The sequence below is a fragment of the Candidatus Palauibacter scopulicola genome (assembly GCF_947581915.1).
GTDB lineage: Bacteria > Gemmatimonadota > Gemmatimonadetes > Palauibacterales > Palauibacteraceae > Palauibacter > Palauibacter scopulicola.
This window is the reverse complement of record NZ_CANPWG010000008.1, coordinates 120744-132917: the sequence shown is the minus strand read 5'-3', so window position 1 is coordinate 132917 and position 12174 is coordinate 120744. Positions and strand designations below refer to the sequence as shown.

Annotated in this window: 12 protein-coding genes; all 12 read left to right on the top strand. The window is 64.5% G+C overall.

Annotation, left to right across the window (positions count from 1 at the left end):
* Window positions 1–2 precede the first annotated feature (2 nt).
* The 12 genes from RN743_RS01200 (at window position 3) to rsfS (ending at window position 12151) form a co-directional block, all read left to right on the top strand.
* Window positions 3–2147 carry a sodium-translocating pyrophosphatase gene (locus RN743_RS01200; RefSeq protein WP_310775393.1) on the top strand — a complete coding sequence of 715 codons (2145 nt, stop codon included), beginning with the start codon at window positions 3–5 and terminating at the stop codon, window positions 2145–2147.
* A 1053-nt stretch (window positions 2148–3200) separates the two neighbouring features.
* A complete protein-coding gene (locus tag RN743_RS01195; RefSeq protein WP_310775391.1) occupies window positions 3201–3620 on the top strand; it encodes a hypothetical protein in 420 nt (139 codons plus the stop codon).
* The gene (locus tag RN743_RS01190) at window positions 3559–4821 is read left to right on the top strand and encodes a cysteine desulfurase family protein (RefSeq protein WP_310775389.1); all 1263 of its coding nucleotides are present in this window, start codon (window positions 3559–3561) and stop codon (window positions 4819–4821) included. The genes RN743_RS01195 and RN743_RS01190 overlap by 62 nt, the downstream gene beginning before the upstream one ends.
* 69 nt (window positions 4822–4890) lie before the next feature.
* Entirely contained in the window at window positions 4891–6843 is a 1953-nt protein-coding gene (locus RN743_RS01185) for a hypothetical protein (RefSeq protein WP_310775387.1), read from the top strand.
* Complete coding sequence (locus RN743_RS01180) at window positions 6840–7676, top strand: hypothetical protein (protein WP_310775385.1); 837 nt, start codon at window positions 6840–6842, stop codon at window positions 7674–7676. The genes RN743_RS01185 and RN743_RS01180 overlap by 4 nt, the downstream gene beginning before the upstream one ends.
* Window positions 7673–8317 carry a hypothetical protein gene (locus tag RN743_RS01175; RefSeq protein WP_310775383.1) on the top strand — a complete coding sequence of 215 codons (645 nt, stop codon included), beginning with the start codon at window positions 7673–7675 and terminating at the stop codon, window positions 8315–8317. The genes RN743_RS01180 and RN743_RS01175 overlap by 4 nt, the downstream gene beginning before the upstream one ends.
* Window positions 8301–9179: a hypothetical protein gene (locus RN743_RS01170; RefSeq protein WP_310775381.1), complete on the top strand. Its 879-nt coding sequence runs from the start codon at window positions 8301–8303 to the stop codon at window positions 9177–9179. The genes RN743_RS01175 and RN743_RS01170 overlap by 17 nt, the downstream gene beginning before the upstream one ends.
* 232 nt (window positions 9180–9411) lie before the next feature.
* Window positions 9412–10101: a 30S ribosomal protein S6 gene (gene rpsF, locus RN743_RS01165; protein WP_310775379.1), complete on the top strand. Its 690-nt coding sequence runs from the start codon at window positions 9412–9414 to the stop codon at window positions 10099–10101.
* Window positions 10102–10326: a 30S ribosomal protein S18 gene (gene rpsR, locus RN743_RS01160; RefSeq protein ID WP_310775377.1), complete on the top strand. Its 225-nt coding sequence runs from the start codon at window positions 10102–10104 to the stop codon at window positions 10324–10326. It begins immediately after the preceding gene.
* 11 nt (window positions 10327–10337) lie between these two features.
* Window positions 10338–11273 carry a DUF2232 domain-containing protein gene (locus RN743_RS01155; protein WP_310775375.1) on the top strand — a complete coding sequence of 312 codons (936 nt, stop codon included), beginning with the start codon at window positions 10338–10340 and terminating at the stop codon, window positions 11271–11273.
* 15 nt (window positions 11274–11288) lie between these two features.
* On the top strand, window positions 11289–11738 hold the full coding sequence (rplI, locus tag RN743_RS01150; protein WP_343218971.1) for a 50S ribosomal protein L9: 450 nt from the start codon (window positions 11289–11291) through the stop codon (window positions 11736–11738).
* 17 nt (window positions 11739–11755) lie between these two features.
* Window positions 11756–12151, top strand: a complete 396-nt coding sequence (rsfS, locus tag RN743_RS01145) for a ribosome silencing factor (RefSeq protein WP_310775371.1) — start codon at window positions 11756–11758, stop codon at window positions 12149–12151.
* The last annotated feature ends 23 nt before the right edge of the window (window positions 12152–12174 follow it).

Below are 12174 nucleotides of genomic sequence, written 5' to 3'. Positions count from 1 at the left end.
ACGTGGTCGGAAACATCGTCGGAAACATCGATTTTGCGGTCTGGCTCGGCGTGATCGGGCTCTTCTTCTCCTTCGCGCTCTTCATGTACGTGAAGGCGCAGCCCGTCGGAAACGAGAAGATGGCCGAGCTGTCGGAGGCGATCCACTCGGGCGCGATGGCGTTTCTGCGGCGCGAGTACACGGTGCTGCTGCCGTTCATCGTCGTCGTGGCGGCCCTCCTGTTCTGGCTCGTGGGCCCGCACACGGCGGTGGCCTACGCGCTCGGCGCCGCGTGCTCGATCATGGCGGGGTTCTTCGGGATGAAGGCGGCGACGGCGGCCAACGTCCGGACCTCCGAGGCGGCGCGCGCGGAAGGCCAGGCCAAGGCGCTGCGCGTCGCCTTCTCCGGGGGAGCCGTGATGGGCATCGCGGTGGCGGCGCTCGGCCTGCTCGGGATCGGCGCCGTGATCGTGATCTACGATCCCCAGGGAACCGGCTTCCGGCCCTTCGGCGAGATCATCTCGGGCTTCGCGATGGGCGCTTCCTCGATCGCGCTCTTCGCGCGCGTGGGCGGCGGCATCTACACGAAGGCGGCCGACGTCGGCGCGGACCTGGTGGGGAAGGTCGAGGCCGGCATCCCGGAGGACGATCCGCGCAACCCGGCGACGATCGCCGACAACGTGGGCGACAACGTGGGCGACGTGGCGGGGATGGGGGCGGACATCTTCGAGTCGTACGTGGGTTCGGTCATCGCCACGATCGTCATCGGCGTGACGAGCGCGATGATCCTCGACGGGGCGCGGCTCCAGGCCGTGGCGCTCCCGGTCCTCTACATCATGGCCGGCTTCCTCGCGAGCGCGGTCGGCGTGCTCGCCATCCGCGTTCTCGAGCGCATGAGTCCCGCGGCGGCCCTGCGCTGGGCGCCGATCATCGGGGCCGTGATCTTCTGGGTCGCCGCGTACGCGATCACGGTGAACCTCCAGCTCTTCGACGCGGCGGCGCAGGGCAAGTGGGTCTTCATCCACCCGAACGCCGGTCCCTTCTGGGCCATGCTGTTCGGATCGCTCGTGGGCATCGCCATCGGCCTCGTGACGGAGTACTACACGGCCGAGAAGCCGATCCGGCGCATCGCCGAGGCCTCCGAAACCGGCTCCGCCACGAACATCATCACGGGACTCGCGGTCGGGATGGAATCCACGTTGATTCCCATGCTCCTGATTTCCGCCGCCATCTTCCTCGCCTTCAACTTCGCCGGCCTGTACGGGATCGGGATCGCCGCCGTGGGGATGCTGGCCACGGTCGGCGTGACGATGTCGGTGGACGCGTACGGTCCGGTGGCGGACAACGCCGGCGGCATCTCGGAGATGGCGGAACTGGGGCCCGAGGTCCGCTCGGTGACCGACTCGCTCGACTCGCTCGGCAACACGACGGCGGCGATCGGGAAGGGATTCGCGGTCGGCTCGGCCGCGCTCACGGCGCTCGCCCTCTTCTCCGCCTACGCGAACGCCGTGGGTCTGCGCGAGACCGGGATCAACCTCATCGATCCGCTCGTCGTGATGGGGCTCTTCATCGGCGGCGTGACGCCCTTCTTCATCGCCGCGCTCACGATGACGGCGGTGGGCCGGGCGGCGGCAGGCATGGTGGCGGAAGTCCGTCGCCAGTTCCGCGAGATCCCCGGCATCATGGAGGGGACGGCGAAGCCGGATTCGGCGCGCTGCGTGGACATCTCCACGAGGGCGGCGCTCCGGGAGATGATCGTACCGGGCCTGGTGGCCATCATCGTCCCCATCATGGTCGGCCGCTTCCTCGGCGTGGCGGCGCTCGGCGGCGCGCTGGCCGGCGCGACCGTGAGCGGCGTGCTGCTCGCGCTCTTCATGGCGAACTCCGGGGGCGCGTGGGACAACGCCAAGAAGTACATCGAGACCGGAGCCCACGGGGGGAAGGGGTCCGACCCGCACAAGGCGGCCGTGGTCGGCGACACGGTGGGCGATCCCTTCAAGGACACGTCCGGGCCGTCGATGAACATCGTCGTGAAGCTGATGAGCGTCGTCTCGCTCGTCCTCGCGCCCTGGTTCGTGGATGTGCACGGGATGGCCGCGGCGACCGGCGTCGCCGAATCTGTTCTGGCGGCGGCCGCGGCGGTGCTACAGGTTCTCCCCTTGTTCTAGGACTTGGACTGGGCACACGGGAGGAGGTTGTGATGTCACGGGACTCAAGGGCGGACTCTGGCTCCTCCATCGCTGTCTCGTCGACTGCCCCCGATGATGAGTCCGGGATCGTGCGCGCGGGGCATAACTCGTCAAACAAAAATGAGTTGCGACCTAAGGCTGCTTCGCCGGCTCGTGGCGTGCGGTCCCGCTCCCAGCCCGACTCCCGGGATCCCTTTCGTTACCGATCCAAGTCCCATCGGGAGCTGCCCCATGTCGTGAAGTTCTCAGGAGGGCGTTCCAGCGGCATGCTGCTCTTCACGCTCTTGGAGAACGACGTGCTGGACGCACAGCGTGGGGATGTCGTCCTCTTCAACAACACCTCGGCTGAGCACCCCAAGACGTACGAGTTTGTCCGTGAATGCACCGAACGTGCCGAGGCGTCAGGCATTCCGTTCTTCTGGGTCGAATACCAGACATATGAGGATGCGCGGAACGGCGAGTGGACCCGCCTCCCGTCGTACCGGCTCGTCGACCGGCACCCGTGGTCTCCGGACAACACCGACGGATTCCACTGGCGGGGCGAAGTCTTTGAGGAGCTCGTCTCTTGGTCCGGTTACCTTCCCAACAAATTCAAGCGCATCTGCACCGGAGGATTGAAGTTGGAGACGACGCGGGCGTTCATGACCGACTGGCTGGCCGGCAACGAACAGATCCCCCGCCTCGGCCATCACGACAAAGACTCTCGGCTGGATCCCGATGCGCTTCACCGTCGGCACGAGCGCAATCGCGGAGGCGTCCCCAAGGAGATCTTTCTGAAGAAGCGTAGCTTCGCTTTGGGTAGGCCCCACGTGCGCCCCAACCAGCGGTACGCAGACTTCTCCTCGGCGTGGGTACCGTTCCAGAATCACCTTCTGATCGGAAACACCTATGGGGGCCAAGCGCGGTTCGGGAAGGGAGGGGCGGAATACGTGGCCTTCGTGGGCCTTCGTGGCGATGAAGAAGCGCGGGTCGAGCGCGTGAGGGCTCGCAACGGGCCGGGTCAACCTTGGGCATGCAGGAGAACATGTGTACATGCCTCTCGCCGACATGAGCGTGAGCCGCGCCGAGGTGAACGACTTTTGGGAGGCTCGCGAGTGGAAGCTGGAGTTGCCGGGCGAGGGAGGGCTTTCGAACTGTGTTTTCTGTTTCCTGAAGGGGGGGGCGATCCTGCGCACCGTGCACGCTCAAATGGAGTCGCGGAGAGATACCGAAGTCCCCGGGTTCGGCCGCTTGGCGGACTCCCCGTGCGATGTAGCGTGGTGGGCCCGGATCGAACGCGAGTACGGTCGCGATCTCAAGGCCGAGAACCGACGGGACGAGGACGGGCCTGCTCACATTGGATTCGGCGGACTCGGCGGTATGGTGTTCGGAGATCTCGACGCTCAGGCCGATGCTCCCGGAGGGGAGCAGTTCTTCGAGAACGCGGGGCTACCGTGTGACTGCACCGAGTGACGGCATGGTGGGCGTGGTAGCTACCACGCCCGAAGCGACCATCAGTGAACGGATGCGACCCGTTTATTTGGATTATCAGGCGACGACGCCCGTCGACCCACGCGTGCAAGCCGCCATGTCACCCTTCCTCGACGACAGCTTTGGGAATCCGCATTCAGTGGACCACAGGCATGGGTGGGAGGCGGCGGCAGCGGTGCGGGAGGCTCGGACCCAAGTTGCCTCGCTGGTTGGGGCGGACGATGACGAGATCGTCTTTACGTCTGGAGCGACGGAGTCGTGCAATCTTGCTCTGAGAGGCGTGGTCAGGGCGGCGCTAAGAGGAGGGAGCACTCGTCGGCGGGTCGTAACCGTGGCCACGGAACACCCGGCGGTCCTGAGCACCGCGCTGGACCTACGGCAGCCAGATGTCGAGGTCGTGGTCCTCCCAGTGCGGCACGACGGCCTGCTCGACCTGCCACGCCTGGCCGAAGTCATTGACCGGGAGACGTTACTGGTCTCCGTGATGGCGGCAAACAACGAGGTGGGTGTTGTCCAGCCGCTACCTGAGATCGCCACGTTGTGCCGCAGATTGGGCGTGCTGCTCCATACCGATGCGACGCAAGCGGTTGCCCGGGCGGTCGTCTCGGTCGATGGTTGGGGCGTCGATCTGCTTAGCGCCTCCTCTCACAAAGCGTACGGTCCGAAGGGAGTGGGGCTTCTTTATGTTCGACCGGGAACCCCCATCGAAGCGGTGGTAACGGGTGGTGGCCAAGAGGGTGGATTGCGGCCTGGTACCGTACCCACGCCGCTGGTGGTCGGATTCGGAGTTGCGTGCGAGATCATCGCTCACGAAGGGGAGGCCGAGCGGCGACGCCTGTTCACGTTGACCAAAGATCTACTGAACTCGATTCGAGCAGCCTGTCCCGGCATGCGGTTGTTCGGTCATCCGACGCACCGGATACCGGGTAGCGTCTGCATTGGCTTTCCGGGCATACCCGCCGGAGAGGTAGTTCAAGGCCTCGCCAGCACCCTCTCGATCTCGACGGGATCCGCCTGTGCTTCTGCTGTCGTAGAACCATCGCCGGTACTTCTTGCCCTCGGGGTCGATCCCGAAGTTGCCGCAACCGGTGTACGCTTGAGCCTCGGGCGGTTCACCACCGAGAGCGACATCGAGGTTGCGGTCGCTGCCATTTCCACTTTCTTGGGACGGTCCCCTTTCTAAGCTGCAAGCTAGAAGCAACATCATGTCCCCTCGCTGTGAAGAGCGAGCCAGAGAGACAGGTGACGTGTGATGTCAAAGAGTAACGGACAACTGGATCTACGCTTCATGCCCGGCAGCCCGGCAGGGTTCACGCCGGCGGGTATCGCGGCCTTCGACGACCTTCGTCCCGCCGCCATTGTACGGGAACTCGTCCAAAATTCCATTGACGCAGCCGTGGAGGCGGGCGAAGGGACCGCCATCGTTCGTTTCCAGCTGGACACGTGTGCTCTGGATGAACTCCCCGGCATTGAGGCATACCAACGAGCTTTCGCAGCAGCGCTGGAGTTTCAGGAGGAGCGGGGTGGACTACCATCCAAGGCCAAGCGTGTGGCCGATACGATTGCCGCTGCCCTGGAGCGGGCGGAAGTGGACATGCTCTCCGTGCTCGATAACGGCGTGGGCTTGGACGAGAGACGTATGGAGGCCTTGCTCAGCGATGGGGTCAGCATCAAGAGCGGTTCGGGTTCCACTGGGACGTACGGCAACGGTCATAGCGTGCCGATTCCCGCATCTGACCTGCGTTATGCGCTCTACGGGGGCGTAACCGAAGCCGGCGCGGAAGTGTCGGGGGGCCACGCGGTCTTGGCTTCTCATTCGGGAGACAACGAGTTGCCGCTCTCAGGCGACGGTTTTCTGGTCCGCGCTTTCGGGGACGGAGCAGCGACGCCCATGTTCCAGTTTGCCCAAGGCGGTGACATCCCGTCGTTCATCCAGAAGCGCCTTGCGGACATTGAGGAGGCATCCGGCCATGGTGCGGCCGTAATCCTCCCTGCGTTCAACTTCTTTCGGGAGGAGCGACGCTCGTTCGGTGAGACCGTCCTCAAGGCCGCTGCGTGCAACTTTTTTGCAGCGATCCACGAGGGGCAGCTTGAAGTATGGGTGGAGGATCCTGCTGGGGAGGTGCAGGAATTGACGCTTGACGCCTCCAACCTTGCGGATACGCTGGCCGAATGCCGGGGTCAGAAACGAGCGCAGGCGTTTCTCAGCGGTACCCGAGCCTATGACGCGTACAGCGCGCTGCGGTTCGGAGCCTGCGAGGAGGTGCAAACGGAGGAGGGGGCGGTGTGGGTTCAACTCCACAAGGGGACGGAGAAAACGCATGTCGACCTATGCCGGAACGGCATGTGGATCACGGACGACAAGAAGATCCCCGGATTCTATTATAAGTTCGGTGACCGTCGGCCCTTCCACGCCGTCCTGCTCTTGGATCGGGATGGCGGCAATCTCCACGAGCTGGTACGCAACGCGGAAGGACCTCTGCACGACGCAATTCGTCCCAAAGACCTATCCCAGACCGACGCGAGCAGTCTGAGATCCGCTTTGGCCGAGGTTCGTGATTGGCTGTTGGCTAACACGGACGAGATCAGCGGCGAGTCGTTCGATGTCGATGATTTCCTCGTGATTGACGGCGATGACGTGGCCGGAACGGGTAAGCGGGGCGTGGGCGGCTACCGCGGCGTACCGTCGATCATCCGGCGGCGGGTACCTGGCCATGCAGGTGGACTGGTCGGTCGCGGAAAAGGTTCTCCGAAGAAAGAAGGTGGAAGCGGAAAGACCAATCTCGACCGACCCAGGCGCACGTCCGTGCTCCCTCCCGCGTATCAAGCGGTCTCGCTTCCATTGCCGGACCGTCGTTTCCGCGTGGCTGTAACATGCGCCGAAGCGCGCCGGAATGCGATACTGCGCCTCCGGGTGAACGAAAACGTGGATGCGACATGCGATTCTCTCTGGCATGAGGTCGTCCCCGTTGTCCTTGAAGACATACGTCGCGAAGGAAAACCAGTCGCTGCCGCCGATCTCGTTTGGCACGATGAAGATGTCGTGGGAGTGCGTCTCGGATCGCTGAAGAAGGGCGCGACCGTGAGTATCGAAACGGGCTATCGCACACCAGATGCGTTCGGATCCTGGCGCGGCACTGAGCCATCCCTGTGGGTAGAGGTTGTCGAGAGTGCCGCCGGAGACTCTGAAAAGAACGCGTCATGATAGAGATCATCACAGAGGCAGCGGCGTCCGCCAACACCATAGGGAGTTACCGTCATCCCGTTCTCGAGGAAGGCAATCTTTCGTTCCCTAACGGTCGGTATGTTGTCGCCTTCCCGGAAGATGGAGTCGGCAGTGAGGAACTCAGACTTGAGCACCGGGTCGAGCGAGCCAGCCTGATCAAGCGGCTGATCCGCCAGAAGAAGGCGGAATACGCATGCATCGTGTCTTCCCCCAAGTCGTTTTACCGCCGAACGCTTCTGCAGCGCTCGCCCAGCCAGCGCGTGAGGTGGAGTGATCGGGATCTCGGCGAGCCGCCGCTGTTCACGCCGGTGATCCTCTGTACCGATGCGGTCGCCGTTGACCTCGACTCTGCCCGTGACGAAGTCCACCCAGCTTGGCACGGTATCCGCGTTGAGATTCCTCGTGGCGCACGGCTCGCCGTGGGACATGTCTTCGACCTACGCTCGTCCGTGACTCAGCTCATCACAATACAGCCGGACGAGACCCTGAGCGGAAGCACGTTTCTGGTGGATACAGGTAGCGACCCGTTCCGCTTCGTCGTCAAGTGTGGTCCGGAACTGATCCGCTACTTCCGAAGCGCTCCCCGAAGCGAGACCCGCAGCAACATCATGACACATGTAGTTACAGCGTGTCTCGCCGTGCTGCAGAGGCAGTTTCGCGATCCCGAGGAGTGGGATCGGAACTTGTCCCGCCTCGCGGATCATCTCGCCGGAAAGTACCCCTACGGATGGGACGAAGAGGACTTCCATCCGGAAGAAGCGGCCACCGTGCTGTATCCGCATGTGCTCCCTGACCCGGACGGAGATCGATGACGGATCGCACATACCGCGAACTCTCAGATTCAGACTACACGAAGTTCCGCCGCTCGCTCCTGACCAAGAAGGGGAGCCCACGACAGGTCGAGTTCCTCGAAGCGGCGAAATCCAGCGTCGATTTCGTGGCCTATCTTGACCGTGAGATCGGCACCGTAGGACAATCTGAAGTCGATTTGAGCGAAGTGCCGATGACAGAGAACGAGTTCGGCAATCCACCATCTGACACCGAAACCCGCCTGTACGAGTTGTGGCAGTCGATCGGTTGCCGCATCGCGTCACGAACGACCTTCTGGGCCAATGTGACCCGCCGACACATTCTCGAGGGGCGCATCGACGCATCGTATCTCGCCACGTCACCATCCGTGCCAAGCGGGGCGGCACGCATCGAGATGGCTCTGAGGTCTAGTGGCGCTACGCGCGAAAAGGCAATCGACGACTGCTTGCGTACAGTTCTTCGCCGCCTGGGCGGCATCCCGGAAGCCCGTGGCAAACGTACCGTCTACGTCGACTGCCCCTTCGGACGTGCGTGGTGGAGAGCGTGGTTGGTGCAGGAAGTAGCACAAGGAGACGTCGATATCGCGCGGCAGCTGCGAGCGGTGACCGCCATCAACCTCAGAGGGAGTGGAATACCTATTTGAGACGGAAAGTGACGAAAACGGTGGGGTGCCCGGGAACTTCGAGGAGGTACTGAGAGATGTCGAGTGGGCCCTGATGCGTGTTTCGAACATGGGCTCGCCGAGTCGATCCACGCTCCCAAGCTGGCCGCCAGTGCACGTCCTCACCGCTGTCGGATCGCGCTCGTTACGTGACGACGATCCCGCGAAAGTCAACGCCGCGCGACAGCTGATCGATGCATATTATTGGCGCTCTCTATTCACGAACCGACACGAACGGCAGGCGAACGACCGTCTACACGAGGATCTGGAGGAGCTCTCGAGCGTACTCAAAGGCGAGAGGGAGGTAGGGACTATGCGGATCTTTAGCGATCAACATCATCCGCTCTATCCCTCGGAATGGTTGGCAGAGAGCGTGGGATGGATCGGAAAAAGCCGGATCGGGAAGGCCTTGGTTGCAGGGGTTCTGGCGTCCAAGACGACACCTGTCGATTGGATCACGGGCGAGTTTCTGCGGGCGACCCATATCCGGCAACTTGAGCAGGAGAGGAACTTGGATCGACATCACGTGTTTCCAAAGAAAGTGCTGCTCGAAGCGGGTGTCCCGGAGAGAGAGATAAACAACGGCCTAAACGGCGTGGTGCTGGACAGGCGCACAAACCGGCAGTTCTGGAAGTACCCGCCGCACGAGTACGTGGCGAACGTCACGAGGAAGAAGGGAATCACAGAAGGGGAGTTGCGGGAACGGATCGAGGGGCATCTTGTCCCATACGAGGAAATGATAAGCGTGACAGGAAAAACGCACGTTCGGTATTCGAAATTCCGTTTGGCAAGAGCGAGATTGCTGATGGAGACGATAAGGCAACTCGCGCAGCCGCCCCAATAGCGTCGCCTTCGATCGCCCAACCTCCCGCCGAGCGAACGTGGCCACCACCGGCGGAAGATCACACCGTCTCCGTCCTGGCGTTCAATCCTCGGAGCTTGACGTACAAACCGCCGGCGATACCTTCTTCACCTTCTTCAACCCGATGTCGAGTTGACCGGACATCGGCACATCAACAAGAGACTCCTGCTCCGACCGCGCGGATCGGGGCCGACGAGACCGAAGGAGCCTGCGCATGCGCGATTACGAGATCGTGTACATCTTCCGTTCGAGCCTGACCTCCGAGGAGATCGAGGCGAAACTCGAACGCTACCACGCCGCAATCACGGCCGACGGTTCGGGCGAAATCACCGCCTCGGTCCACTGGGGCAAGCGTCAACTCGCCTACCCCATCAAGAAGCAGCCGAACGGCTACTACGTCGTCGCCCAGTTCACTTCGGCGCCCGATCCGCTCAGGGAGCTGGAGCGCTTGCTGAAGCTCGAGGATGACGTCCTTCGGTACCTGATCGTGATCGCGGAACATCCGCTGCCGCTTCCCGACCCGGCGCCGGAGACGCCCGCCGCAGAGGAAGCCAAGGCAGAAGAACCCGCGGAGGAAGCCAAGGCAGAGGAAGCCAAGGCAGAGGAAGCCGAAGCCGGGGAACCCGAGGTGGAGGAAGCCGCCGCAGATGCCCCCGACGCCGAGGAAGGGTCCGAGACCGACGGGGCCTCCGAGGCGGAGGAGACCGGGGAAGCGGAGGAGACCGGGGAGGCGGAGGAAAGCGAAGAGGCCGGGGAGACGGACGGCGCCGAAGAAGCGGCCGACGAGGCCGACGAGGCTCCCTCCGAAGCCGACGCCGACGCCGACGCCGAAACCGAAGCCGAAGCGGAGGCGCCGACGGACGACGCTGAGGCGGAAGAGCCCGCCGACGCGAAGGAGGAATAGATGGCATTTCGAAAGGCGTGCCGGTGTTGTGTGGCCGGGGGCCGTAAGCCCGGCATCGACTACAAGGATGAACGCGCGCTCGACCGCTATATCTCGGATCGCGGCAAGATCCTGCCGCGGCGAGCCACGGGGTCGTGCGCGCGGCACCAGCGGGCGGTGACGGCAGCGATCAAGCGGGCGAGGTATCTCGCGCTACTGCCGTACATCCGCGGCTACCACGACTAGCCGAGCCCCGGGTGGGGCCGCTGAGGGAACGCTGGAGCGGTCTCTGGCCGGCCGCGGGACTCCTCCTGCTGGTCATGCTGCTGTCTCCGCTGAGTTCGTCGCCGCTCGGGCTCATGGCGATCGTCGGCGTCCCCGCGGCCGTGGCGATTCTGACCTTCGCGCCGCCCCAGTCCGGGTCGGCCGCCCTGGCGCTGCTGCTCCTGGCCGGAGCGGGGCTCGGGTTTCAGGAGGCCGGGCCGCTGTGGTTCATGGAGCGCGGCTGGGCGCTGCTGCTGGCCGGCGGGTTCGTCCTCAGCACGGCACTGGCGCCGGATCGGCGGGTGTTCGACCGGTCGCTGTGGGCGGTCGCGATCGCGGGAGCCACGGTCGCGGTCCTCGCCGTGCTGCGACCCGAGCTTCCGGCGGACCTCGACTGGCGGATCACGGCGCAGTTCAGGCAGGCGCTGGCCGCGTACGACTTCAACGCGTGGGGCGGCCGATCGGTGGAAGCCACGGTGCGCACCATCGCGAGCGTGTGGGCAGCCGTCTACCCCGCCATGCTCGCGCTCGCTTCGATCTCGGCCCTCGGGGTCGTCGGCTACATCCTCGGACGAGTCCGGGGAGAACGGAGGCCGCTCCCGCCGCTGCGGGAGTTCCGGTTCGGCGACCACCTGGCCTGGGTGCTCGTGCTGGGGCTCGCGCTGCTGGTGCTCCCGGCGGGAGCGTGGGCGGAGCGCGCGGGCGGCAACATGGTGACGGCGATGGGCGGCCTCTACCTGCTCCGGGGTCTTGCGGTGCTCGTGTGGCTGGGGGCTTCCGTGCTAAGCTCGGGCTGGGCGATCGCCGTGTGGGTGCTCGCGGCGCTGGTCCTCTACCCGGTGACGGCGGGGGCGGCTCTCGTCATGGGAATCAGCGATACGTGGCTGGACCTGAGGTCGCGTCCGGGGGTGAAAACGGACGGTGGATGAGAACTGGAGGGATCGATGGTTGAAGTGATTCTGAGAAAGGATGTCGCGGACCTCGGCCTCGCCGGCGAGATGGTGAACGTGCGGCCGGGGTATGCGCGCAACTACCTGATTCCGCAGGGGATCGCGCTCGTGGCGACGGAGGGGAACCGGAAGCGGTTCGAGGAGGAGCGGCGCCAGATCGAGCAGTCCGCCGAACGCGAGCGTGAAGCCGCCCAGGAACTGGCGGGCGAACTCGAGGGCAGGGAGGTGAGCTTCGTCCGCCGGGCCAGCGAGAGCGGACGCCTGTTCGGCTCGGTCACGGCCGCGGACATCGCGGACGAACTCGAGAAGGAAGGCGTCGCCGTGGACCGCCGCACGATCCGGCTGGACGATCCGATCAAGGACCTCGGCGAACACGAAGTTCCGGTGAGAGTCCACGTGGACGTCGAGCCCAGGCTCAAGGTGTCCGTGGTCGCCGAGGAATAGCGAGCGGTCCGCGACCGATGGTGCACGATCCGCTCCCGCTCGACGAAGTGTGGCGCCGGCTCTCGGAACGGGGAGCCCCTTCCCCGGAACTCCGCAGCGTGGCGGAGGCCGCGCTCGAGAGGAACGCGCGCCTCCCGATGATCCTCGACTTGCGGGGGCTGTCGGATGTCACCGACTTCTTCCTCATCGCGACAGGCGACTCCGACACGCACGCCCGCGCGATCAGCGAGAACATCCTCGATCGAACGCGCGAGGACGGGTTCCGGCCGGTCGGCGTGGAGGGGTTGAACGCGGGTCGCTGGGTGCTGATGGACTACGTGGGCCTCATCGTGCACGTCTTCCTGGGCGAAGTCCGGGAGTTCTACCGGCTCGAGCGGCTGTGGGGCGACGCCCCCATCTTCGAACTGGAGTGAAGCGGGGCCGGGGCCGTTCCGCG